We start from the raw sequence: 24,364 nt of genomic DNA on the forward strand, positions 1-24,364 counted from the left end.
CGCTACAGATCCAGAGTCAGACCGGATCCAACCGGAGCCCGTGACACGCAGGTCAGCATCATTCCTGCGGTGCGTTCGGGTTCGGTCAGCAAGGTGTCGCGGTGCTCGACTTCGCCGGCGAGCACCCGGGTTCGGCAGGTGCCGCAGAACCCCTGCTGGCAGGAGTACGGGGCATGCACCCCAGCCCGGCGCAGCGCGCCGAGCAGTGTCTCCTCAGCGCCGACGTCGACCGTCTCGCCGGTGGATGTCACGGTGGCCCGGAACGGCCGACCGTCGACGACGGGCGCTGCGGCAAACCGTTCGAAGTGCAGTTCGACATCGTCGCGACCGACCAGTGCTGCCCTGATCGCGGTCAGCATCGGCGCAGGCCCACACGCGTACACCGCGGTGCCGTCGGGGCAATCGCCGAGCAGGTCTGCCGCCGTGGGCACACCGTCGAGGTCGTCGGTCCTGATGGTGATGTTCGTGCCGAATGCCGCCACTTCGTCGACGAACGGCAGGCTGTCACGGCTACGGCCGGCGTAGACCATCGACCACTCGACCCCGAGTCGACGAGCCAGGCCCAGCATCGGCAGGATCGGCGTGATGCCGATACCGCCGGCGATGAAGTGGAATCGTCGCGACGGCGAACCGTAGCCGGGAACCGTGAGCGGGAACGCATTTCGTGGGCCGTGGGTGTGCACCGTCGCGCCCTGCGGCAGGGCGTCGTGCACCTCCACCGATCCGCCGCCGCCGCCGGGAATCCGCCGCACCGCGACGCGGTACCGCTCCGGCGATGCCGGATCCCCGCATAGCGAGTACTGCCTCACCAGACCGCTCGGTAGATGGAGGTCGAGGTGGGCGCCCGGGTACCACCTGGGCAGCGGCGCGCTGTCCGCGGGGGCGAGCGTCAGCTCGATCACGTCCTGGTCATGGGCCACCACACGTCGTCGCTCCACCCGCAGCGGGAAGGTCGCGGCGCCGCTGCCCGGCGGCTGGATCCGGCGTACCGCCGCAGTGGCAGCCCAGATTCCCGAAAGCGCCGCCTCTGCCAGGCTCAAGGTCAGGTCGTGACGAGCCCGACCGAACGCGCTGGGCGGGGTGTTGCGATACGCCTCGAGCAGCCTCATCACAGATGGGCGGCGCGGGCCGCGGGGGAGGCCGCGAGGTACGCGACGGCCTGAGCGGTGGAGCCCAGCTCGTCCGGCGAATAGCCGGGGCGAAAGTACGCCAACGTGTTGGAGCCGAAGAGCTTTCGATAGCGGGGCAGCAGTCCGAGTTTCGAGTCGCGCATCCGCATCCGGTTGAACGTCCACCAGTTGGCATCGACACTCGGGTCGGTCTTGACCAGATACCACGCGGCACGCTGAAAGAAGATGCACAGCATCACCGCCGCCGTGGCCATCGCGCGAACGCGGCTGAGATAGCTGCTGTCGAAATACGTGGCGACATCGTGGGCGACGCTGCGGTGTTCGACCTCTTCGCTGCCATGCCAACGGAACAGGTCCACCAGAGTCGGGTCCGCGTCGTGATCGTCCCAGGTGCAGTTCAGTGCGAAGTCGCCCATCACCGCGGTGTAGTGCTCGATCGCGGCGATCAGCCACAGCCGGTCACAGAGGTGAGTCATCCGGCGGGCCGGGTCGGTGGTGTCCGGCGGAGCGAGGACGCCGGTGAACAGGTGCTCGACCTGATCGAGGAGCGGCGCAGGGTCGACGCCGCGGTCGACCATGTAGCCGCGCAGCGCCTGATCGTGCACATCGGCGTGGGTGGCCTCCTGGCCGATGAACCCGCGGATGTCCTCGGCCAGCTTGGGGTCTTTCACGAGAGGCAACGCTTCATTGAAGGTCTCGACGAACCAGCGTTCGCCGGCCGGGAGCACGATGTTGAGCACGCTGACCACGTGCGAGGCCACCGGGTGGCCGGGAATCCAGTGCAGGGGGCTGTCGGCCAGGTCGAAGTGCACCTTGCGGGCCTGGATCTGCACCGGCCCGGGGTCTATCTCGTCATCGAATCGGCGGGGTCGCAGCATCGCGCGGGCTCCTGTTCGTCGTCGCTCTTTCGGGAGTTTACGACGGGCAGGGTCGGTAGGTGGGAACGCGGGTCCCGGATAGCTGTGCCAGCCGGCGGGTCAGCCGATCGGTTGTCCGGGGATCGCGGGACCGCCCTGGATCTGCGGGGGAGCGCCGGCCACGGGGCCTCCTGCCCCGGGAGCACCGGCGATCGGCACCAGCGGCGTCGGGGTCACCGTCGTGACGCCGTTGGCGCCGACGGTGGGACCACCGGTGGGTCCCATCGCCTTGATCGCGTCCGCGGCCGCCTGGGTGCAATCCAGGTTCAGCAGCATCCGGCCGCCGCTGGTCATCTTCTGAGAGTCGACCAAACAGTTGAACTGCGGCAGGACACTGCCGGTCGAACCGCCGAAGTAGGCCTTGACGCCCTGGCTCTTCAGAATCGCCAGTGCTCTGCCGTATTGCTCACCGGTGACGTTGTACGGCGATGGCTGGGCCGGCTGCGACATCGCCACGCCGGCGCCGATCAGCGCCGCACTTCCGGCCACGACGAGCCCGCCGCTGAATACTGCAACGCGGTTTCTCACGACAACTATCTCCTCGGCTCGGTGTGCGGTGCGAACATATCGCAGCGGTGCTGAATGTGAAACCGGTGCAGAAGCCCGCGGTGTTACATGCGCGGTGTCACACCGGGGGTTTGACCCCCGCCCGCATCACCTCGCACAGGGCGGCGGCGCGCGGATCGGTGAACACCTGCTCGAGCAGCATCTGCCGCCCCTGCGGATCGCCGAGCGGAACCCGCCAGTTCGGGTACTCGTCGACGGTTCCCGGCTGGTTCTGGGTACGAACCTCGCCGACGGCGTCGGCCAGCGACAACGACAACAGCCGAGACGGGGTCCGCCCCAGATACCGGTGCAGGGCCAGCACGACCTCGTCGACGTCGAGTTCCCCGTCGTCGTCACCGCCGAGCAGACCTACTCTGCGCAGTTCGGACATCCAGGCCCGCTGCTGTGCCCGGTCACCGGCCAACTCCTCGTCGGCGGGGCGGGTCAGGAGCCCGAGAGCATCCCGCAGCCGGACGTGCTCTCCGGCGAGGTAACCGCGGGTCGGGGGCAGGTCGTGGGTCGTGGCGGCCGACAGGCAGGACTCTCGCCACCGTTCGGCGGGCAGCGGGCCACCCGTTCCCTCCCGGTCCATCTCGAACCACAGGATCGAGGTGCCCATCAGACCGCGATCACGCAGATAGTCGCGGACCCACGGCTCCACCGTCCCGAGATCCTCGCCGACGACGACTGCGCCCGCGCGGTGTGCCTCCAACGCGACGATCCCGATCATCGCCTCGTGGTCGTAGCGGACATAGGTGCCCGCGGTCGGCGGCGCATCCTCGGGGATCCACCACAGCCGGAACAACCCGATGATGTGGTCGATGCGCACGCCGCCCGCGTGCCGCAGCACCGCGCCGACGAGCGCGCGGAACGGCTCGTAGGCCGCCTCGGCTAGCCGGTCCGGCCGCCATGGTGGCTGCGACCAGTCCTGTCCGAGCTGATTGAACTCATCCGGCGGCGCCCCGGCCGTGACACCGAGGGCCAGCACCTCCTGCAGCGCCCAGGCATCGGCGCCGTCGGGATCCACCCCGACCGCGAGGTCGTGCATGATGCCCAGCTCCATCCCCGCCTGCACCGCGTCGGCCTGCGCGGCAGTCAACTGGTCATCGACCAACCACTGCAGCCAGCGGTGGAAGTCCACCGCCGAGGGGTGCTCGTCGACGAACCGGGCAACCGCAGCGGAGCGTGGATGCCGCAGATCCTCCGGCCACGAGTGCCAGTTGCCGCCGTGGCGCTCGGCGAGCGCGCACCAGGTGGCAAAGTCGTCGAGACTGCGGCCCTGACGATCCAGGAACGCCTGGTAGGCGATCGCCCGCCCGGCTGACGGCTTGACGAGGTAGATGCTCTGCAGCGCCTCACGTTTGGCCTTCCACACGCGGTCGCGGTCGATCTGGTCGGAGCGGTCGGCGCGGCCCTGCACCTGGGCCTGCGCTTTGCGGATGCGGCCCCGATGCCGCACGTAGGCGAACTCGGGGACCGCCTCCACCCGCAGGTACATCGGGTTGACGAATCGACGCGAAGTGGGCAGGTACGGCGAGGGCTCCATCGGCGCGACGGGTGCCGCCGCGTGCAGTGGGTTGACCAACACGAACCCCGCCCCGTGAGCGGCGGCCGACCAGACGGCCAGATCGGTGAGATCGGTCAAATCGCCTACTCCCCAGGAGTTTCGGGAGCGAACGCTGTAGAGCTGGGTGGACAGTCCCCATGCGCGGCGGGAGCCGAGGCGGGCCGGGGGCTCCAGCGACGCAGGTGCCACGATGACCGTCGTGCCGGTATCGGAGGAACCGACCTGCAGATGCAGTCGGTGGTAGCCGATGGGCAGGTCGGCGGGTAGCTCGAAACTGGCCTCGCCCACCAGTCTGCCGTCGAGATCGTAAGGAGGCCTGTTGTTTTCGAGCTGTCGCAGACCCGTCCGCACGCTGCCGTCTTCCAGGCGCATCCACAGTCTGACCGGATCGTTGTGCGTGACATGCACCCAGAACGACGTGGTGGCGCCGGTTCGCCCGACGATCGCCGGCGGCAGCGCCCGGGACCAGTGGGCACGGTCGTGGGCGGCGATCGCCGCGGACCGGTCGTCCTCGACTGCGGCCGGCACACCGAGTGCGTCGAGCACCGAGATCAGCGTCGACGCCGGCACGGTCACGGGGCGGCCCGTCCAGTCCGCATACCCGGTGGCCACCCCGTAGCGATGCGCGAGCTCGATCAGCGATGCGGGCAGGTCGGTGTCCTCGGAGGCGACGGGCATGCCGACAATCTTGCCCCCTCAGTCGACGTCGCGGAGGACCAAGTCGTCCCAGGTGTCGCGGCGCACCACCAGCCTCGCGTCGCCATCGGCGACGAACACGACCGGGACGCGTCGCGCACCGTTGTACTGATTGGACATCGTGTAGCAGTACGCACCGGTGACCGGCACCGCGAGCAGGTCACCGACCGCGGGGTCACTCAGGGACACGCCGTCGATGAGCTCGTCACCGGACTCGCAGTGCCGTCCGACCACGGTGACCGTGTCACCGCCGCCCACCCTCGACACCAGCGTCGCCTCGAAACGCTGCCCGGTCAACGAGACCTCGAGGTTGTCGCCCATGCCACCGTCGACGGCGACGTGAACGATCTCACCGCGCTTGATCGTGGTCACCCGGTAGACCGTGCAGGCGTTGTGCGCGACCATGCTTCGGCCCGGCTCGACGATCAACCTGCTGCCCTCGGGAAGCAGCGTGCGGGCCTGAGCCACCATGGCCTCGGCGTAGTCGTCGAGAGTCGGTGCGTTCTCGGCATAGGTGTAGCGCACCCCGAGTCCGCCACCGAGGTCGTAGGTCTCGAAGGTGCCGAGTCGGGCGATCGGCGCCACCGCCTCGGCCAGTTGATCGACGTCGAGCAGCTGCGAACCCACGTGTGTGTGGACGCCCTGCATGTGCAGTTTCGCGCTGCGCTCGATGCGAGTGATGGCGCTGCGGGCATCCTCGGGCAGCAGACCGAACTTCGAGCGGGCGTGGCCGGTCGCCTGGGAGGCGTGCGTCGCCGCCTGCACACCGGGAATGACCCTGACCAGACATTGCTGCCGACGGCCTGCCGGCACCAGGTGCTCCAGTCGGTCGATGTCGTCGAAGTTGTCGACCACCACAAGCCCGACACCACGATCGACGGCCATCGCGACCTCTTCGTCGGTCTTGGCGTTGCCGTGCAGCACGAGTCGGGCGGGGTCGGCGCCCGCTTTCAACGCGGTCAGGATCTCGCCTCCGCCGGCGACGTCGAGATGCAGACCTTCCTGCACCATCACACGTTGAACGGCGGTACACGGGAACGATTTCGAGGCGAACGCCACATCCGCACGCGGCCACCGGCTGCGGAATGCGTTCAGGTAATCCCGGGCCCGTTGGCGCAGCGCGTGTTCGGCGACCACGATCACCGGCGTTCCGAACCGGGCGGCCACCTCCTCGAGGCGGCACCCGCCGACGACGACGGAGCCGTCGCCGTCGAGCCGGGTGCCCGGCGGGAAGAGCGAGATCAGCTCGTCGGCCGTGGGGGAGAGGGCGTGGCTCACGGTCCCAGCGTGCCACCCGACGGCTTCGGTAGTGTCCCGAACCATGGCGCCGGAACCGCACAGCGCCGCAGCGCCCAACCGGCGGGCCCGCATCGCCGTCGCGGCGCTGTTCCTGACCAACGGCGCCCTCTTCGCCAACCTGCTACCCCGCTACCCGGAGATCAAATCGGACCTGGTCATGTCCAACGCCGGCTACGGAGTCGCCGTCGGGGCGTTCTCGGCGGGGGCCCTGCTGGCCGGGCTCACCGCGGCATCACTGATCCGCCGTTTCCAGTCCGCACGTGTGGCCGTCGCCTCCACGGTGGTCCTCGCGGCGTTCATCGTGCTCGCCGCATCGGCCCCGTCACCGCTGGTGTTCGCCGCGGCGCTGTTCGTCGCGGGCGCGGGCGACGCCATCACCGACGTCGCACAGAACATGAATGGCCTTCGGCTGCAACGTGATTACGGACGATCGATCATCAACTCACTGCATGCGGTGTGGGCGGTCGGCGCCGTCGCGGGCGGCTTGATGGGCGCGGCGGCAATCGCCGTGCACGTCCCGCGCCCGGTTCATCTGGGCGTTGCGGCGGTGGTGTTGTGCTCGGTGGTCGCGGTGGCCTATCCCCACCTGCTGCACGGGCCCGACCACGAGGACCACCCGTCGCCGCACAGCACACGCTGGCGGGAGGTCAGAGCGCCGGTGTACCTGTCGTTGCTCGCCCTGGTCGGCATCGCGATCGCCGGCGCTTGCGTCGAGGACGCGGGAAGCTCCTGGGCCACGCTCTATCTGCGTGACAGTCTCGGCGCGCCGGGTTCAGTCGCCGCCCTGGGATATGTCGCGCTGGTCGGGTTCATGTTCGTCGGGCGGCTGATCGGCGATCGCCTCGTCGACCGGTTCGGCGAGCGGGCCGTGGCCCGGGCAGGCGGCATGATCGCCGCCGTCGGCATGGGCACCGCACTGGCCTTCCCGACGGTGCCGGGCACCGTCGCGGGTTTCGCGGCCGCCGGGTTGGGGGTGGCCACCGTGGTGCCCGCCGCGATGCGCGCCGCCGACGAACTGCCCGGCCTTCGGGCGGGCACCGGGTTGACGGTGCTGACCTGGCTGATGCGGGCGGGGTTCCTCGGCGCACCGTTGATCGTCGGTGTCGTCGCGGATGCGACCAGCCTGCGGGTCGGACTGCTCATCGTCCCGGTCGCCGGCGTAACGCTGATGATGCTCGCCGGCGCGCTCAGTGCGACGAGGCGGCGCGGGACCGTCTGACGGAGACTGCAGTTCTGACCATGTGCCACGCGCCCTCCGCCTAGCCTGAACTCCACATGTCGCCATCCTGGTACAGTGGCGTACCAAGTACCGATCGAAGGAGTTCGGCATGACCGCGGACGCGACGACTCGCGACAGGGCAGGCGGACGGCCCGTGGTGGACACCACCTACGGCCCGGTGCGCGGCGTGGACGACGGAACCGTCAAGGCATGGAAGGCGGTTCGCTACGCCGCACCGCCGGTCGGGGAGCTCCGGTGGCGGGCGCCCGAGCCGCCGTCGGCGTGGTCGGAGCCCGCCGACGCCGGCCGGGTGGGCCCGGTGTGCCCCCAACCGACCGACCCCAGGATCCCGATCGATCTCGGCGCCCCGCAGGGCGAGGACTTCCTGACGCTCAACGTCTGGGCGCCGCCGGGCACCCAGCCCGGTGACAACAAGCCGGTGATGGTGTGGGTGCACGGCGGCGCCTACATCCTCGGCTCGGCCAGCCAGCCGCTCTATCACGGGCGGGCGCTGGCCACGGGCGGCGACGTCGTGGTCGTGACGGTCAACTACCGCCTCGGCGCCCTCGGCTTCCTGGAACTGTCGTCGCTTGGCGCGGACTCCGAGCGGTTCGCCACCAACGTCGGCCTGCGCGACGTGCTGGCAGCGCTGGGTTGGGTTCGGGACAACATCGCTGCTTTCGGCGGCGACCCAGACCGGGTCACCCTGTTCGGTGAATCTGCCGGGGGAGGCATCGTCACGACCCTGCTGGGCAGTCCGGCCGCCGCCGGCTTGTTCAGCGCGGCAATCGCCCAGAGCTCACCGGTCACGTCGTCCTACGACGCCGACCGCGCCGGGCGGGTGGCCGGCCGCATCCTCGAGGAGCTCGATATCGGACACCGGAACCTCGGCCGGCTGGCTGAGCTTCCGATCGACGCGATCGTGGAAGCGTCCAGGACCGTGTTCGACGAGGTGCCGGTGCGCACCCCCGGCCGCCTCGCGTTCGCGCCCATCGTCGACGGTGACCTGGTTCCCGACTACCCGGTCAACCTCGCGAGAGCGGGACGAACTCATCCGGTACCGCTGATCATCGGTACCAACAAGAACGAGGCGGCGCTGTTCCGGTACATGAAGTCGCCGTTGATGCCGATCACGCCGGAGTCCATCAAGGCGATGTTCGCCGAGATCGCTGCCGAGCAACCCGGGTTGCAACTGCCGGACGACAGTCGACTTGGCGGCACCTACCGGGGCCGCGGCAAGGCCAAGGGCATGGGACTGACCAGCGATCTGGGCTTCCGGATGCCCTCGATCTGGTACGCCGACGGCCACCGTGCCGTCGCGCCGGTGTACCTGTACCGGTTCGACTTCGCCACACCGATGCTGCGGATGGTCCGGCTGCACGCCGCGCACGCCACCGAGTTGCCCTACGTGTGGGGCAATCTCGTCGCCGGGCGCAAGGATCCGACGTTTGCCCTGGGCGGACTCAAGACGGGCAGAGCGGTGTCGGAGCGTCTTCGGACCCGATGGGTCAACTTCGCCACAAACGGTGCACCCTCCGGCCCGGACGGTGCACCGACATGGCGGCCCTACGAAGCCGAGCACCGCTCCACCCTGGTGATCGACAAACAGGATTCGGTGGTCGACGATCTCGACGCCGACGTGCGTCGCGCCTGGGGCGACGACGTCCTGAGCTTCCTGTAGAGATCTAGACTTTCACCGGAGGTGCCGCTGTGGAGTTCCTGGACGTACTGCCGCAGCAGATGCGCGACCCCGTGCTCTTCGCGGTCCCGTTCTTCCTGCTGCTGCTGATCATCGAATGGACCGCGGCGCGCAAACTGGAGGACCTCGGGGATCCCTCCGACGCCGGCCGACCGGTTTCAGGGGCATACCTCACCCGAGACTCCTGGGCCAGCATCTCGATGGGGTTGGTCTCCGTCTTCACGATGGGAGCCTGGAAGTTCCTGGCGCTATTGGGCTATGCGGCGATCTACGCCTACCTAGCGCCGTGGCAGCTGCCTGCCACGCAGTGGTACACGTGGGTGATCGCGATCGTCGGTGTGGACCTGCTGTTCTACGCCTACCACCGCACCGCGCACCGGGTGCGACTGGTCTGGGCCACCCACCAGGCGCACCACTCCAGCCAGTACTTCAACTTCGCGACGGCGCTGCGACAGAAGTGGAACAACAGCGGGGAGATCCTGATGTGGATCCCGTTGCCGCTCTTGGGCGTTCCGCCGTGGATGATTTTTGTGAGCTTCTCGATCAACCTGATCTACCAGTTCTGGATACACACCGAGCGCATCGGCAAGCTCTGGCGGCCCATCGAGTTCGTCTTCAACACCCCGTCGCATCACCGCGTGCATCACGGAATGGATCCGGAGTATCTGGACAAGAACTACGGTGGAATCCTGATCATCTGGGACCGGCTGTTCGGCACCTTTCAGCCTGAGTTGTTCCGGCCGCATTACGGGCTCACCAAGCCGGTCGAGACGTTCAACATCTGGAAGCTGCAGACGCGCGAATACGCCGCGATCGGCCGCGATGTCCGCGCCGCACGCGGTATCCGGGACAAGCTCGGCTACATCTTCGGCCCGCCCGGGTGGCTGCCTGCCGGCGCAGCCGAGCGGGCCGGGGAGCAGTCACCCGCCTACGTCCCCCGATAGCGTGGCTGAACAACAACGTCGCGTGCGGACAGGCCGTAGTGTTCGTGGTGTGGAGACGGTCTTCGACGCTCATGTCGACCCCGCACTGGTCGACCGTTCACTCGCCGGAAGCAGCTTCGGGTCGATGTGGCTGGATGTACCGAGACCGGAGTTCCCCCGGGCGCCGGGTCCGGTCACCTGCGACCTGCTGGTGATCGGCGGAGGTTACGCGGGGCTGTGGAGCGCCCTGCACGCTGCGCGGCGCCATCCCGACCGGCGCATCGTGCTCGTCGAGGCCGACCGCATCGGCTGGGCGGCCTCGGGGCGTAACGGCGGCTTCGTCGAGGCGAGCCTGACCCACGGGATCGAGAACGGAAAGTCCCGCTGGCCCAACGAGATCGAGACCCTCGAGGACTTGGGCATCGAGAACCTCGACGGCATGCAGACCGAGATCGCCGAACTCGGCCTGGACACCGAGTGGCAGCGCACCGGAATGCTGGCGGTCGCGACCGAACCACATCAGGTCGAGTGGCTCGAACAGGCCGCCGCCGAAGACCAGGGCCGGTTCCTCGACCAGCAGCAGGTCCGCGACGAAGTGCGGTCGCCGACGTACCTGGCGGGTCTGTACAGCGCCGATACGTGCGCGATCGTCAACCCCGCCAAGCTTGCCCTGGAACTGGCGCGGGCCTGTCGCGACGTCGGCGTCGAGATCTTCGAGCACACCACTGCGACGCAGATAAACTCGGGCGGTGCGGCGCTGCGGGTGCACACCGACGGTCCGACCATCACCTGTCGTCAAGTGGTGTTGGCCACCAACGTCTTTCCCAGCCTGCTCAAGCGCAACCGCCTGTTCACAGTGCCCGTCTACGACTACGTCCTGGCCACCGAGCCCCTGACCGACGCCCAGGTGGACCGCATCGGCTGGCAGCGCCGACAGGGAGTGGGCGACTCCGCCAACCAGTTTCACTACTACCGCATGACGATGGACAACCGGATCGTCTGGGGCGGCTACGACGCCGTCTACCACTTCGGGCGGCGTGTGGACTCGGGCTACGAAAACCGCCAGGACATCTTCCGCCGGCTAGCCGGGCATTTTTTCATCACCTTTCCGCAACTCGACGATGTCCGGTTCACCCATCGCTGGGCGGGTGCGATCGACACCAACACCAGGTTCTGTGCGCACTGGGGATTGGCCCGCGAAGGCCGCGTCGCCTACGTGAACGGGTTCACCGGACTCGGCGTCGGCGCTGCCCGGTTCGCCGCCGATGTGTGCCTGGATCTGCTGGACGGGGCGCAGACGCCCCGGACCCGGTTGGAGATGGTGCGCAAGAAGCCGCTGCCGTTCCCCCCGGAGCCGCTGGCCACTGTCGGGATCCAGGCCACCAAGTGGTCCCTGGACCGCGCCGACCACTCTGCGGGCCGTCGAAACCTGTTGTTGCGTGCGCTGGACGCCGCCGGGCTCGGCTTCGATTCCTGATCGCCGTATCGCTCCCGCGTTGCGCAGCGGCCGCTAGTGTCAGACGTGCCTGCAACGAGAGGAACCCGACATGGCAGACACGCTCCAGCACGGTGAGAAACTCGAACGGGGACAAGGGTTAACGTCACCCAACGGTGCATACACACTCACGTTGCAGGACGATGGCAACCTGGTGCTCGCCAGTCGCGGCCAGGCCGTGTGGGCGACCGGCACCGACGGCCAGAACGTCGTTCGCGCCGAAGTCCAGAAGGACGGCAACTTCGTCCTGTACACGGCGGACAAACCGGTGTGGCACAGCGACACCAAGGGCACCAAGGATGCTCGGCTGACTCTCCAGGACGACCGCAACCTCGTTCTCTACGGAAAAGACGGCGCGAAGTGGGCTTCGAACACCGAGACCGATCAGGCTCCGCCGCCGCCGGTGACAGAATCGGCTGCCGAACCCGAGGCCGCGGCCGAGGCCTCAGCGAAAAACGAGAAATCGGCAGCAGAGCCCGCACCCGCACCCGAGGCGGCCCCGGCTCCGCCGCCTCCGCCGCCCCCGCCTCCTCCGCCGCCGGCACCGAGGACGTACACGGTCGTGTCCGGTGACACGCTGTGGGCGATCGCCGAGAAGTTCTACGGGGACGGCAACCGATACAGGGCCATCGCCGAGGCCAGTGGGATCCCGAATCCGGACCTGATTCACCCCGGACAGGTGCTCACCATCCCCTGATCCAGACGTCGCACCTTGTGTAACGACCCTTTTCCAGATCGCGATGTCCCCGTTACGCAAGCAGTGCGTGCGGGTATCACCCGTCGGGAAGAGAGCGGAGGGGGCGCTATGTCTGATCGGTCGTCAACACGATCGCCACGTCGAGGACTGCAGCTTCTGCTCGCGGTGGTCGCTCCCGTCGTCGCTTTACTGCTGCCTGCGGCAACCGCATCCGCGCAGCCTGGAGTGCTGGTCCATCCCGGCATGGAGATCCATCAGGACAGCGTGCTGTGCACCCTGGGTTATGTCGATCCCCAGACGCGGACCGCTTACACCGCGGGCCACTGCCGGGCCTCCGGGACAGTGTCGGACAGGCAGGGCAATCTGATCGGCACCCAGGGGTCGTTCCGCGACAACACCCCGGACGGCACCACCGTCGACACCAACCATCAGATCGCCGACTGGCAGGTCATCCACCTGACGCCCGAGGTCGCGGTCAACAACGTGCTGCCCGGCGGGCGGGTGCTGATCACCGATCCGGCGGTGCTCCCCACAGTCGGCATGCCGGTCTGTCACTTCGGTGTGGTGACCGGGGAGAGTTGCGGCAAGGTCGCCGCAGTCAACAACGGCTGGTTCACGATGTCCGATGGTGTGGTCAGCCAGAAGGGCGACTCGGGCGGCCCGGTGTACACCCCGACGGCGGATGGGCGCACCGCGCTCATCGGGATCTTCAACAGCACCTGGGGTGATCTGCCGGCCGCGGTGTCGTGGCAGGTCGCCAGCCAGCAGGCCCAGCAGGACACCATCTCCGCCGCATCGGCCACCCTGCCGGCCGCGCCCGCGCTGAACTAGCGGACCAGCTCGAACACCGGGATCGACGGCGCGACGGCTCGTTGCTCGTCGGTCGTGGAAGCGGGCGTCAGCCCGCCGACATGGCCCTTGAGCTGCCAGTACCACCGCTGGACATACGGCGTCAGCAGTGCGGGCTTGGCGTCGTCGGCGATCTCGACCACCCGCCGCCGGCGTCCACGCCTGAGCGGACCCACCTCGACTTCACCCGCTGCGCGGACGTTGCGTGCCCACTGGGTATTGCCGCGCGGCGACACCACATAGTCTCGGCCGTCCACGGTCAGCAGATTCACCACCACACCGCGGACCTCGCCGGTGCTGCGTCCGCGGACCCGCAGCGCGGTGCTGCCCTGGATGCTGACACCCGCCTCGGCCAGACGGCGGATCACGTTGTTGAAAAGCCGGGCCGCAAATCCCGGCGTGTCGTAGCGATCGGACATGGTGTTCTCCCTTCGAGTTCAGAAACGAGAGCGCTGCTCTCGTCACGCCAGACTGCCACCACCGGACGGCAAAATCAAGAGCACTGATCTCGTTTTGTGCAAGACTGTGGCAGTGGGTAAGCGACAGGACTCGCGCCAGCGCATCGAAGGGCGCATCGTCGAACTCGGACGTCAGCATCTGATCACCGAGGGTGCGGCCGGGTTGTCGCTGCGCGCGATCGCCCGGGACCTGGGCATGGTCTCGTCGGCGGTGTATCGCTACGTGGCCAGTCGCGATGAATTGCTGACGTTGCTCTTGGTGGACGCCTATACCGACCTGGCCGACACCGTCGAGCGCGCGCGCGACGGCGCCCCCCACCAGGCACGCGCGAGGATCACCGAGATGTCCAGGGCCGCACGGCGCTGGGCGATAGCGCAGCCCGCCAATTGGGCGTTGCTCTACGGCAGCCCGGTGCCCGGATATCACGCGCCCAGGGAACGGACGGTCGGCCCCGGGACGCGGGTGGTCGGCGCGCTGCTCACCGTGGTCGACGAGGGTGTTGCCGCCGGTGAGATACCCGACGTCGAACACACTGTGCCGCAAGGCCTCTCGATGGATTTTGAGGGATTGCGCGCCGAGTTCTCGATCACTGCGGGAGACGCGGTGGTCGCCAGGAGCCTCACCCTGTGGGCGGCGTTGGTCGGCGCCATCAGCCTCGAAGTGTTCGGGCAGTACGGTCCGGACACCTTCACCGACCCCGAGGCGGCGTTCGACGCCCAGATCGCCCTGCTGACCGACATGCTGGCGACGAATTAGAACACGTTCTAGCCAGTGCGCTCCGCTGGCGATATTCTCGTAGCGATGCCTGACCAGACACCTGTCCAGATTGCGTGGGTCACGCGCGACCTGCCGGCCACCGAAGCGGCGCTGACCTCGCTGCTCGGCGCCAAGAAGTGGGTACGGATGCCCGGCGTCCACTTCGCCCCAGACACCTGCTCGTACCGCGGGCAACCCGCGGACTTCATCGCCGACATCTCGTTCAGTTATGCCGGAGACACCCAACTCGAACTGATCGCTCCGGTGACCGGTCGGAGCGTCTACACCGAGTTTCTCGACACCCGCGGGCCGGGCCTGCACCACATCTGCGTCGAGGCCGCCGATACCGAATCCTTCGAGGCTGCAGTTGCCGACGCCGAGCGCGCGGGCGCGCCGGTCGTCATGGCGGGAACCATGCCCGGCGGGATGCGGTTCGCGTACGTCTCCGCCGAGGACTCCGGTGTGCCCTACCTCGAGATCGCCTGCATACCACCGAAAATCCACGCGTTCTTTGACCATGTAAAGCGGGAGACCGCGTGACACAGGAGCAGAATTGACCATGCAGCACATCCCGGAAACCGTGCCCGCCCGTGAGGTCACCTCGTGGTCCGAAGAGGCGGACGTCGTGGTTCTCGGCTTCGGTATCGCAGGCGGTTGCGCGGCCGTCAGTGCCGCAGCGGCCGGGGCGCGCGTCCTGGTGCTGGAGAAGGCCGCAGCAGCCGGTGGCACCACCTCGATGGCCGGCGGCCACTTCTATCTCGGCGGCGGCACCGCCGTCCAGCAGGCGACAGGCCACGACGATTCGCCGGAGGAGATGTACAAGTACCTGGTGTCGCAGTCCCGCGACCCCGAACACGACAAGATCCGCGCCTACTGCGACGGCAGCGTGGAGCACTTCAATTGGCTCGAGGCACTGGGCTTCGAGTTCGAGCGCAGCTATTACCCGGGCAAGGTCGTGGTCCCGCCGGGCACCGAAGGGTTGTCCTACACAGGCAACGAAAAGGTGTGGCCGTTCTGCGAGCAGGCCACCCCGGCGCCCCGTGGGCATTCCGTGCCGGTCCCCGGCGAACTGGGCGGCGCGTCGATGGTGATCGACCTCCTGGTCAAGCGCGCTGCCGACCTTGGTGTGCAGATCCGCTACGAGACCGGTGCGACAGCGCTCGTCATCGACGACGACGGTGCGGTGGCCGGGGTGCGCTGGAAGCACTTCACCGAGACCGGCGAGGTCAAGGCCAAGTCCGTGGTCATCGCCGCGGGCGGCTTCGCGATGAACGCCGACATGGTGGCCGAATACACGCCCGCCCTCGGTCAGGAACGCAAGACCAAACACCACGGCACGGTGGCCCCGTACATCCTCGGCAACCCCAACGACGACGGACTGGGCATCAAGCTGGGCGCCTCGGCGGGCGGCGTGGCGACGAATCTGGACCAGTTGTTCATCACCGCGGCCGCGTACCCGCCGGAGATCCTGCTGACCGGCGTCATCGTCAACTCCGATGGCAAGCGGTTCGTCGCCGAGGACTCCTACCATTCGCGCACCTCTGCGTTCGTGCTCGAACAACCGGACCAATCGGCATATCTCATCGTCGACGAGGCGCACATGCAGATGCCCGAGATGCCGCTGATCAAGTTCATCGACGGTTGGGAGACGGTCGCGGAGATGGAGGCAGCCCTGGGGATCCCTTCGGGCAACCTCGCCGCGACCCTGGACCGCTACAACAGCAACGCCGCCGTGGGCGAGGACCCGGACTTCCACAAGCAGCCGGAATACCTTGCCGCACAGGACACCGGCCCATGGGCGGCCTTCGACCTGACGCTGGGCCGAGCGATGTACTCCGGGTTCACGATGGGTGGTCTGAAGGTCTCGATCGACGGCGAGGTGCTCCGCGAGGACGACAGCGTGATCCGCGGGCTGTACGCGGCGGGCGCCTGTGCCTCCAACATCGCCCAGGACGGCAAGGGTTACGCCAGCGGCACGCAGCTCGGTGAGGGATCGTTCTTCGGCAGGCGGGCCGGAGAGCACGCCGCCGAGCGTGCAGGCGCACAGCCCGCCCGCGACTGACGGGCGAAGCTAGACCCGGGCGGGCTCGTCGCCGACGTCGCCGAGATACCACCGACCCTCGCCCAGCAGCTGCAACTGCCGGTTGTGGTGCTGCTCGACCGTACTGCGGTGACTGACGCTGACCACGATCGTGTCTGGTAGCTCCGAGCGAACAAGCCGGTAGAGCATCAACTCCAGGCCCTCGTCGAGTGCCGAGGTCGACTCGTCGAGGAAGACCGCCTGGGGCTTGGTCAGCAGGATGCGGGCGAAAGCGATTCGCTGTTGCTCGCCGGGGGAGAGGACCTTGGCCCAGTCCTGCTCCTCGTCCAGGCGGCCGGCCAGGTGTGGCAGCGCCACCTCGTCGAGCACCGCACGCAGATTCTCGTCGGTGATGCTGCCGGTCTCGTTCGGATACGACACCACGGTGCGCAGATCACCGAGCGGCACGTACGGCATCTGCGAGAGGAACATCGTCGCGTTCTCCTCGATCGGGTACCTGATCGCACCGGAGGCGTACGGCCACAACCGTCCGAGGCTGCGCAGCAGCGTGGTCTTTCCGCTGCCCGAGGCGCCGGTGATCACCAGCGCGTCCCCGCGCTCCAGCGACAGGTCGAGAGGGTCGATCAGCTGACGGCCGTCGGGGGTTCGCACCTCGACGTCGTCCAACTCGACACGGCCGTCGGTGGAATCAGTCGCGTCGAGCGAGGGCAGCGCCCGGCCCTGTTCGTTGGCGATCACCAGGCCGTGCAGGCGGATGATCGCGGCGCGGTAGCCGGCGAAGTTGTCGTAGGCATTGCGGAAGAACGACAGCCCGGTGAGGATCTCGCGGAAGGCGCTCGCTGTCTGCGAGAGCTGTCCCAGGGTGATCTCACCGTTGTAGAACCGGGAGAACTGCACGATGTAGGGGATCAGCTCCTGCGCCTGGCTGATCGAGAGGTTCCAGCCCAGGAACGCCGCCAGCCTGTTCACGTATTTTTTGTAGTTCGCCACGATCGGCGCGAAGCGGCGCCGCAACCCGGTGCGCTCGGCGACCTCACCCCGGTAGAACGCCACCGCTTCGGCCGCGTCACGCAGTCGCACCAACGCGTACCGGAAGGCGGCGTTGAACTTCTCGTTGTTGAACGACAGCGTGATGATCGGCCGGCCGATGATGAACGCGACAACGGTGGCGAACAGGATGTAGACGATGCCGATGACGAACATCGCCTTCGGTAGCTCGAAACCGATCAGCGGCAGAGTCACCGGCCCCGACAGGTTCCACAGGATCGTGGTGAAGGAGATCATCGAGGCGATCGAGGCGACGGCGCCGAACAGCAGCGTGGTTCCCGACGTGTTGTTCGGGGTGTTGGGCAGGGCTCCGACACCGGCGGTGAAGATGTCGATGTCGGCCTGGATGCGCTGGTCGGGGTTGTCGATGGTGTCGTCGATGAACCGTGTCCGGTAGTAGGCCTTGCCGTCGAGCCAGTCGCCGGTCAGCTCGTCGGTGAGCCACGTTCGCCACCGGAGCATGAACCGCTGGGTGACGAACAGGTCGAGCATGATGGTGGCGACGTTGATGACGGCCAGAACCGCGAAGACGCCCATCGACATCCAGAAGCCACTGCCTCCCGACTCCTTCACCGCGTCGTCGCCCGCGCCGACACCGGACGCGATGACCTGGAAGCTGGTCATCATGTCGTTGCCCTGGAAGCTGAACAACACCGACAGTCGCACGCTTGCGATGACCAGCAGCAGGATGCCTGCCAGCCACACCCAGACGACGACACTCTCGGGGCCGGTGAAGTATCCGCGGGTGACCCGCCAGAACTGCCGACCCCAGGTCGTGTAGCGGGCGATCAGCACCAGCACGATGAGCGTCGAGACCGCTGCGTACGCCCAGCCCTGGGCGATCCACCAGAGCGATGTCCAGAGCTCGCTGCCCCAATCCAGCGTCGGGGTGAACGTTTCCATTCGGGCAAACTACCCCGACACACTGCCGCCGGCGTGTTGTGGCGGGCTATCCCGACGGGGCGAGTCGACCCAGCCGCCAGGACCCGTCTCCGGTGAGTTCCAGGCGGCGGCCGTGGAACTGCTGCACGGTCGCTCGGTGACTGACACTGACGACGACGGTCTCCGGCAGCGCGGCGCGCAGGGCCCGGTAGAGCATCTGCTCGAGACCCTCGTCCATCGACGACGTCGTCTCGTCGAGGAACACCACAGCGGGCCGGCTCAGCAGGATGCGCGCGAATGCGATGCGCTGCTGCTCGCCGACCGAGAGCACCTTGGCCCACTCCTGGACGTCACTGAGCCGGATCACCAAGTGCGACAGCGCCACATCGCTCAGCGCCTGCTGCACTGCCCGATCCTCGACTGTGCCGGGCGGCAACGGATAGGTGACCACCGTGCGCAGGTCACCGATCGGCAGGTAGGGCAGCTGCGGCACGAACATCGCGGCGTCCCGCCCCTGCGGCAGGTTGACCCGGCCTGACGCGAACGGCCACAGTCCGGCCAGACTCTGCAGCAGTACCGTTTTGCCGACCCCCGAGGGACCGGTGATCAGCAGTGTCTCACCGGGATCCAGGTGTACGTCCAGCGCCCGGACCAGCGGGGTTCCGTCCGGCCTGCGCACCTCGACCGCCACCACGTCGAGGGAGCGGTCACCGGACTCCTCGGTGGCCACCGAGGTGAACGTCGCGGCCCGCGCGTTCTGGTCGGCCAGTCCGTCGAGCCGGATGATCACCGCGCGGTAGCTCGCGAACTGGTCGTAGGCGTTGCGGAAGAACGACAGCGAATCGTGGATCGCGCCGAAGGCGTTCGAGGACTGCCACACATCGCCGAAGGACAGCCGCTGCGCGAACAGCCCCTGCGCCTGCACCAGCCACGGCAGCGGGTTGATGGCCTGGCTCATCGACACATTCCAGCCGAAGAACAACATCATCCGGTTGAGCCAGCCGCGGTAGTTGTCCATCACCGAATCCAGTCGGCCCTTGAGCAACCGCCGCTCGGCGGGCTCACCCCGGTACAGCCCGATGGCCGCACCCGCGTCGCGCACCCGCACCAGCGCGTAGCGCAGACCTGCGTTGCGGACCTCGTTGAGGTAGCTGAGCCGGATCAACGGTCGGCCGATGACCACCGCGACGATGGTGGCCACCAGCACGTAGCCGAGCACGATCCAGAACAGCGCGCGGGGGAGGGTCAGACCGCCGATCGTGACGGACTCCGACAGTCGCCACAGAATCGTGCCGAACGACAGCACCGACAACACGGCCTCCACCGCTCCGAACAACAAGGTGTTGCCCGAGTTGTAGATCGGGTTGTTGGTCTCGCCGCCGACACCGGTGGTGAACACGTCGATGTCCTGCTGGATCCGCTGATCCGGATTGTCGATCGGCCTGCCGGCGAACTGGGCCCGGAAGTACGCGAGATCGCCGAGCCAATCGTCGATGTAGCGGTGGCTCAGCCAGATTCGCCACCGCATGATGAAGCGCTGCATCACGTACATGTCGAGCAGCAGTCGCACGATGAAACAGCCCGCCAGCACGGCGAACACCGTCATCGTCGCCCAGAACCCCGCGATGCCGCTCGCCCTGCGCGCATCCGCGTCCGACGTGCCGCCCTGGAACGCAACCTGCAGCGCGGTGAACAGATCGTTGACGTAGTAGGTCAGCAACACGTTGATGCGCACCGAGACGACCACCGACAGCAGCAGAAGCGCGAAGAGCAGCCACACCACAGCGCTCTGCCTGCCGGTGAAGTAATCGCCTGTGACACGCCAGAACTGGCGCCCCCACCCGGTGAAGCGGCCGATCGCGACGAGGATCAACACCAGGCAGACCGCGGTGAGGAAGAAGGTCTGCGCAACCCATAGGGCCGAACTGGACAGCTCGCTGCTCCAGTCCAGGGACGGCTCGAACGCGTCGTCGTTCACATCGAGCACCTCCCCCCGCGCGCGAGCCCGTCTGCGGGGAAGCTACCGCAGCCCGCCGCCGCAGGTGGGGAGGATGCCCGGCTCAGCGGCCTATCGGAATGTCAGGCGCAGGGCGGCGCGCACGCCGTCGACGTCCGGTGCGCCCTCGTGCTGGACGTAGGCGAGATATCCGTCCGGACGAACCAGGTACGCCGATGAGTTCGAGGTTCGGTAGGTGTGCGCGAAGTCGCCGTCCTCGTCGGTGATCAGCGGAAGGACCGTCGTGGCCACCTCGGCCGGTCCGGCCGCGACCAGGTAGACGTCCAGCAAGCCGTGCGCCGCCTCGACAGCGGCCGCCGCGATGCTCTCGAACCCCGCGACCTCGTCCCTGCCCGCCGTGGCGCCGGCATAAAGCAGCAGGGTGTGCTCGCGGGCAGTCAGCAGGGAGAAGAGCCGGAACGAACCGGTGACCACCGCGCGGGTCAGCCCGCGCACGTCGGGCGCCCGCTCACCGGCGGCCGGTCCAGATGTCGTCGCTGCTGCGGGGCTCACGATCGGGCTGCCGGCGTAGTCGATCAACAGTTGCGCCTCGCGCCGGACGACAAAATCGGGATCGGCGGAATCGGCGCCTATCCCTTCGCGCGCACTGCGCACCGTGCGGCCGACGACCTCCTCGCCGATCGGACGACGTTCGGCGTCGTAGCTGTCCAACAGCCCCGGTGCCGCGACCCCCGAAACCGCCAGCGAGAGCTTCCATGCCAGATTGTGGGCGTCCTGGATTCCGGTGTTCATCCCCTGCGCCCCCGTCGGTGGGTGGATGTGGGCGGCGTCGCCGGCGACGAACACCCGGCTCGACCCCGCGGGCAGGCTGTACCGGTCCACGATGCGGTGGCTGATCCGGAAGACCGACGACCACCGCAGGTTGCGGGCAACCACCCGTTCGGGGGAGAGGCGGTCGATGACGGCCTGGATGTGGTGCAGCTCAGGAGTGCGGTCACCGGAGAATCCGTGCGCCACCCCGTCGCCCGCCACCTGGTCCCCGCGCAACTCGTCGGGGACCAGCATCGACATCCGGTAGCGGCCGCGGCCGGGAAGCGGGATACACACCAGCAGGTCGTCGGTGGTGCCGTCGGTCTGGTGCATCGACCGGATGCCGTAACCGGCGGGCATCGACCAGTCGACCTCGACGTCGCCGAGCATGTACTGCTCCTCGAACGCCGCACCCTCGAACGTCAGCCCCAGTGTCCTGCGCACGACGCTGTGGGCGCCGTCGGCACCGATCAGATACCCCGCGCGCACCGTCTGATCACCGCGGTCGCAGGACACGGTCGCGCTCACTCCGTGAGCGTCGTGGTCGAAGCCCGTCAGCCTGCTCCCGCGTTCGACCGTCACCCCGCGCAGGGCCAACTCCTCGCGCAGGACATGTTCGGTCTCGTACTGCGGAATGCAGAAGAACCCGAACGGAACGTCGGCCGGCACCGGCAACTCCATGCGCGCGACCTGCTGACCGTTGACGTAGACGATCTGGCCGTTCATCCGGGTGCCCGCGTCGAGGATACGGCGCAACACCCCCATGCCCTCGAAAATCTCCAGCGTGCGTGGTTGCACGCCAACGGCTTTGGCATAACGCGGGGGCTCGAGCAGTGGATCGATGATCCGGCAGCCGATACCGCGGCGGGTCAGTTCGAGAGCGGCGGTGAGCCCGACCGGGCCGGCACCGGCGATGAGGACAGGGGTCTCGTAGACGGCGCGGGTCGCACTCACCGGGTGAGTATGGAGCTCCGTTCGGCCTACGGGAAGGGGTCCGACGCGGGCCGCGTACCGTAAACATGTGGCTCGGACCTCTTCTAAGACCTCGTCGAAACCCAGGACAGGGCGGCTGTCCAATCGCTTCTGGAAGCTGCTCGGAGCGAGCGCGGAGAAGGATCAGACACAGTCGACCGAGCTCGTCGACAAGTCCGCCGAATTCGATGCCAAGGCGGCCGAACTCGACGATGAGCAGCTACGCAAGGCGGCCCAGCTGCTCGAGCTCGACGACCTGGCGGACTCCGCCGATCTGCCACAGTTCCTGGCGATCGCCCGGGAGGCGGCCGAACGGACCACCACCCTGCGTCCCTTCGACGTGCAGTTGCAGGCCGCCCTGCGGATGCTCGCCGGCGACGTCGTCGAGATGGCCACAGGCGAGGGCAAGACCCTGTCCGGCGCGATCGCCGCCGCCGGTTATGCGCTGGCGGGCCGCCGGGTGCACGTCATCACCATCAACGACTACCTCGCCCGCCGCGACGCCGAGTGGATGGCTCCGCTGATCGAGGCCATGGGACTGACCGTCGGCTGGATCACCGCCGAGTCCACCGCCGCACAGCGCCGCGAGGCCTACCAGTGCAACGTCACCTACGCCTCGGTCAACGAGATCGGCTTCGACGTGTTGCGCGACCAGCTGGTCACCGACGTCGAGGACCTGGTGTCCCCGAACCCCGACGTGGCGCTGATCGACGAGGCCGACTCGGTCCTCGTCGACGAGGCGCTGGTGCCGCTGGTGCTGGCCGGCACCAGCCACCGGGAGACGCCCCGGATCGAGCTCATCCGGCTGGTCGGCGAGCTCACCGAGGGCAAGGACTTCGCTGCGGACAGCGACAGCCGCAACGTGCATCTCACCGAATCGGGCGCCCTGAAGGTGGAGGCGGCGCTCGGCGGGATCGACCTGTACTCCGAGGAGCACGTCGCCACCACGCTCACCGAGATCAACGTCGCCCTGCACGCCCACGTGCTGCTGCAGCGCGACATCCACTACATCGTCCGCGACGACGCCGTGCACCTGATCAACGCCTCCCGCGGCCGGATCGCGACCCTGCAGCGCTGGCCGGACGGCCTCCAGGCTGCCGTCGAAGCCAAGGAGGGGATCGAGACCACCGAGACCGGGGAGGTGCTCGACACCATCACGGTGCAGGCGTTGATCAACCGGTACCCCACGGTGTGCGGAATGACCGGCACCGCGCTGGCCGCCGGCGAGCAGCTGCGCCAGTTCTACAAGCTGGGTGTGTCCCCGATCCCGCCCAACGCCCCCAACATCCGCGAAGACGAGACCGACCGGGTGTACGTCTCCGTAGCGGCCAAGAACGAGGGCATCATCGAGCACATCGCGACCGTTCACCAGACCGGTCAGCCGGTGCTGGTCGGGACCCGCGACGTCGCCGAGTCCGAGGACCTGCACGCGCGGCTGGTCAAAGCCGGGGTACCCGCTGTGGTCCTCAACGCCAAGAACGACGCCGAAGAGGCGGCCGTCATCGCCGAGGCGGGCGCGCTGGGCGCGGTCACCGTCTCCACCCAGATGGCCGGCCGCGGCACCGACATCCGACTGGGCGGTTCGGACGAATCAGACCACGATGCGGTGGCCGATCTCGGTGGACTCCACGTCATCGGCACCGGGCGACATCACACCGAGCGGCTGGACAACCAGCTGCGGGGTCGCGCCGGGCGACAGGGCGACCCCGGCTCGTCGGTGTTCTTCTCCAGTTGGGAGGACGACGTCGTGGTGTCACATCTCGAGGGCAACAAGTTGCCGCTGGACTGTGATGAGGACGGTCTCGTGGTCAGCCCGAAGGCGGCGACCCTGCTCGAACACGCCCAGCGGATCGCCGAGGGTCGACTACTCGACGTGCACGCCACCACGTGGCGCTACAACCAGCTGATCGCCCAGCAGCGTTCGATACTCGTGGAGCGCCGGGACAAACTGCTGCGCACCGATACCGCGCGCGAGGAACTGGCCGAGCTGTCGCCGACGCGCTACGAGGAACTCGTCGAGCAACTCGGCCCGGACGGCGAGGAGAAGCTGACGAAGATCTGCCGGCTGATCATGCTCTACCACCTCGACCGCGGCTGGACCGAGCACCTGGCCTACCTGGCCGACATCCGGGAGAGCATCCACCTGCGCGCCCTCGGCCGGCAGAATCCGCTCGACGAATTCCACCGGATGGCCGTCGACGCCTTCGCCTCGCTGGCCGCCGACGCCATCGAAGCGGCCCAGCAGACGTTCGACACCGCGCCGTCGATCGAGGACGAGCAGGGTGTCGATCTGTCCAAGCTCGCGCGGCCGACCTCGACGTGGACGTACATGGTGCACGACAACCCGCTGTCGGAGGACTCCATGTCGGCGCTGAGCCTGCCCGGCGTGTTCCGCTAGGTTCT

At 67.9% G+C, this 24,364-nt stretch carries 19 protein-coding genes; 10 read left to right on the top strand and 9 right to left on the bottom strand.

Going from position 1 to position 24,364, the window contains the following annotated elements:
• Positions 1-2: 2 nt before the first annotated feature.
• From ABDC78_RS14520 to lysA, 5 genes are all read right to left on the bottom strand, one after another.
• Positions 3-1,109, bottom strand: coding sequence for a PDR/VanB family oxidoreductase (locus tag ABDC78_RS14520; RefSeq protein ID WP_178357328.1), 1,107 nt, complete (start codon positions 1,107-1,109; stop codon positions 3-5).
• Positions 1,109-2,008 carry a metal-dependent hydrolase gene (locus ABDC78_RS14525; protein WP_178357327.1) on the bottom strand — a complete coding sequence of 300 codons (900 nt, stop codon included), beginning with the start codon at positions 2,006-2,008 and terminating at the stop codon, positions 1,109-1,111. The genes ABDC78_RS14520 and ABDC78_RS14525 overlap by 1 nt, the downstream gene beginning before the upstream one ends.
• Positions 2,009-2,107: 99 nt before the next feature.
• Positions 2,108-2,575: a hypothetical protein gene (locus tag ABDC78_RS14530; RefSeq protein ID WP_178357326.1), complete on the bottom strand. Its 468-nt coding sequence runs from the start codon at positions 2,573-2,575 to the stop codon at positions 2,108-2,110.
• Between the two features lie 97 nt (positions 2,576-2,672).
• Complete coding sequence (gene malQ / locus ABDC78_RS14535; RefSeq protein WP_178357325.1) at positions 2,673-4,838, bottom strand: 4-alpha-glucanotransferase; 2,166 nt, start codon at positions 4,836-4,838, stop codon at positions 2,673-2,675.
• Positions 4,839-4,856: 18 nt separating this feature from the next.
• Positions 4,857-6,134: a diaminopimelate decarboxylase gene (gene lysA / locus ABDC78_RS14540; RefSeq protein WP_347133468.1), complete on the bottom strand. Its 1,278-nt coding sequence runs from the start codon at positions 6,132-6,134 to the stop codon at positions 4,857-4,859.
• Between the two features lie 43 nt (positions 6,135-6,177).
• Here lysA and ABDC78_RS14545 point away from each other — a divergent pair, with 43 nt between their 5' ends.
• From ABDC78_RS14545 to ABDC78_RS14570, 6 genes are all read left to right on the top strand, one after another.
• Positions 6,178-7,374, top strand: a complete 1,197-nt coding sequence (locus ABDC78_RS14545; RefSeq protein ID WP_178357323.1) for an MFS transporter — start codon at positions 6,178-6,180, stop codon at positions 7,372-7,374.
• 109 nt (positions 7,375-7,483) lie between these two features.
• The gene (locus ABDC78_RS14550; protein WP_178357322.1) at positions 7,484-9,055 is read left to right on the top strand and encodes a carboxylesterase/lipase family protein; all 1,572 of its coding nucleotides are present in this window, start codon (positions 7,484-7,486) and stop codon (positions 9,053-9,055) included.
• Between the two features lie 59 nt (positions 9,056-9,114).
• Entirely contained in the window at positions 9,115-10,017 is a 903-nt protein-coding gene (locus tag ABDC78_RS14555) for a sterol desaturase family protein (RefSeq protein WP_178357390.1), read from the top strand.
• Positions 10,018-10,066: 49 nt separating this feature from the next.
• Complete coding sequence (locus ABDC78_RS14560) at positions 10,067-11,473, top strand: FAD-dependent oxidoreductase (RefSeq protein ID WP_178357321.1); 1,407 nt, start codon at positions 10,067-10,069, stop codon at positions 11,471-11,473.
• A 70-nt stretch (positions 11,474-11,543) separates the two neighbouring features.
• The gene (locus tag ABDC78_RS14565) at positions 11,544-12,188 is read left to right on the top strand and encodes a LysM peptidoglycan-binding domain-containing protein (protein ID WP_178357320.1); all 645 of its coding nucleotides are present in this window, start codon (positions 11,544-11,546) and stop codon (positions 12,186-12,188) included.
• Between the two features lie 108 nt (positions 12,189-12,296).
• Positions 12,297-13,019, top strand: a complete 723-nt coding sequence (locus tag ABDC78_RS14570; protein WP_178357319.1) for a hypothetical protein — start codon at positions 12,297-12,299, stop codon at positions 13,017-13,019.
• Here the strand turns inward: ABDC78_RS14570 and ABDC78_RS14575 are convergent.
• Positions 13,016-13,456, bottom strand: a complete 441-nt coding sequence (locus tag ABDC78_RS14575) for a nitroreductase/quinone reductase family protein (RefSeq protein ID WP_178357318.1) — start codon at positions 13,454-13,456, stop codon at positions 13,016-13,018. The two genes, ABDC78_RS14570 and ABDC78_RS14575, sit on opposite strands and share 4 nt — an antisense overlap.
• Positions 13,457-13,568: 112 nt before the next feature.
• Between ABDC78_RS14575 and ABDC78_RS14580 the strand changes: the two genes are divergently transcribed.
• Genes ABDC78_RS14580 through ABDC78_RS14590 form a run of 3 tightly spaced genes read left to right on the top strand, consistent with a single transcriptional unit; the run spans position 13,569 to position 16,314 of the window.
• A complete protein-coding gene (locus ABDC78_RS14580; RefSeq protein ID WP_347133469.1) occupies positions 13,569-14,252 on the top strand; it encodes a TetR/AcrR family transcriptional regulator in 684 nt (227 codons plus the stop codon).
• Positions 14,253-14,297: 45 nt separating this feature from the next.
• Complete coding sequence (locus ABDC78_RS14585) at positions 14,298-14,792, top strand: VOC family protein (protein ID WP_178357316.1); 495 nt, start codon at positions 14,298-14,300, stop codon at positions 14,790-14,792.
• A gap of 19 nt (positions 14,793-14,811) precedes the next feature.
• Positions 14,812-16,314, top strand: a complete 1,503-nt coding sequence (locus ABDC78_RS14590; protein ID WP_178357389.1) for an FAD-binding protein — start codon at positions 14,812-14,814, stop codon at positions 16,312-16,314.
• A gap of 9 nt (positions 16,315-16,323) precedes the next feature.
• On the opposite strand, the gene ABDC78_RS14595 is transcribed toward ABDC78_RS14590, so the two are convergent.
• The 3 genes from ABDC78_RS14595 to ABDC78_RS14605 all read right to left on the bottom strand — a co-directional run bounded on the left by ABDC78_RS14595 (position 16,324) and on the right by ABDC78_RS14605 (position 21,943).
• Positions 16,324-18,243, bottom strand: coding sequence for an ABC transporter ATP-binding protein/permease (locus ABDC78_RS14595; protein ID WP_178357315.1), 1,920 nt, complete (start codon positions 18,241-18,243; stop codon positions 16,324-16,326).
• A 46-nt stretch (positions 18,244-18,289) separates the two neighbouring features.
• Complete coding sequence (locus tag ABDC78_RS14600) at positions 18,290-20,200, bottom strand: ABC transporter ATP-binding protein/permease (RefSeq protein ID WP_178357314.1); 1,911 nt, start codon at positions 20,198-20,200, stop codon at positions 18,290-18,292.
• Between the two features lie 90 nt (positions 20,201-20,290).
• Positions 20,291-21,943 carry an FAD-dependent monooxygenase gene (locus ABDC78_RS14605; protein WP_178357313.1) on the bottom strand — a complete coding sequence of 551 codons (1,653 nt, stop codon included), beginning with the start codon at positions 21,941-21,943 and terminating at the stop codon, positions 20,291-20,293.
• A gap of 67 nt (positions 21,944-22,010) precedes the next feature.
• On the opposite strand from ABDC78_RS14605, the gene secA2 reads away from it, so the two are divergent.
• Entirely contained in the window at positions 22,011-24,359 is a 2,349-nt protein-coding gene (gene secA2, locus ABDC78_RS14610) for an accessory Sec system translocase SecA2 (RefSeq protein ID WP_178357312.1), read from the top strand.
• The last annotated feature ends 5 nt before the right edge of the window (positions 24,360-24,364 follow it).

The organism is Mycobacterium sp. DL, assembly GCF_039729195.1.
Lineage (GTDB): Bacteria > Actinomycetota > Actinomycetes > Mycobacteriales > Mycobacteriaceae > Mycobacterium > Mycobacterium hippocampi_A.

Coding starts and splice junctions, on each gene's coding strand:
- ABDC78_RS14520 (WP_178357328.1), bottom strand. CDS start 1,109: ATGAGGCTGCTCGAGGCGTATCGCAACACCCCGCCCAGCGCGTTCGGT.
- ABDC78_RS14525 (WP_178357327.1), bottom strand. CDS start 2,008: ATGCTGCGACCCCGCCGATTCGATGACGAGATAGACCCCGGGCCGGTG.
- malQ (WP_178357325.1), bottom strand. CDS start 4,838: ATGCCCGTCGCCTCCGAGGACACCGACCTGCCCGCATCGCTGATCGAG.
- ABDC78_RS14545 (WP_178357323.1), top strand. CDS start 6,178: ATGGCGCCGGAACCGCACAGCGCCGCAGCGCCCAACCGGCGGGCCCGC.
- ABDC78_RS14550 (WP_178357322.1), top strand. CDS start 7,484: ATGACCGCGGACGCGACGACTCGCGACAGGGCAGGCGGACGGCCCGTG.
- ABDC78_RS14555 (WP_178357390.1), top strand. CDS start 9,115: ATGCGCGACCCCGTGCTCTTCGCGGTCCCGTTCTTCCTGCTGCTGCTG.
- ABDC78_RS14565 (WP_178357320.1), top strand. CDS start 11,544: ATGGCAGACACGCTCCAGCACGGTGAGAAACTCGAACGGGGACAAGGG.
- ABDC78_RS14570 (WP_178357319.1), top strand. CDS start 12,297: ATGTCTGATCGGTCGTCAACACGATCGCCACGTCGAGGACTGCAGCTT.
- ABDC78_RS14575 (WP_178357318.1), bottom strand. CDS start 13,456: ATGTCCGATCGCTACGACACGCCGGGATTTGCGGCCCGGCTTTTCAAC.
- ABDC78_RS14585 (WP_178357316.1), top strand. CDS start 14,298: ATGCCTGACCAGACACCTGTCCAGATTGCGTGGGTCACGCGCGACCTG.
- ABDC78_RS14590 (WP_178357389.1), top strand. CDS start 14,812: ATGCAGCACATCCCGGAAACCGTGCCCGCCCGTGAGGTCACCTCGTGG.
- ABDC78_RS14595 (WP_178357315.1), bottom strand. CDS start 18,243: ATGGAAACGTTCACCCCGACGCTGGATTGGGGCAGCGAGCTCTGGACA.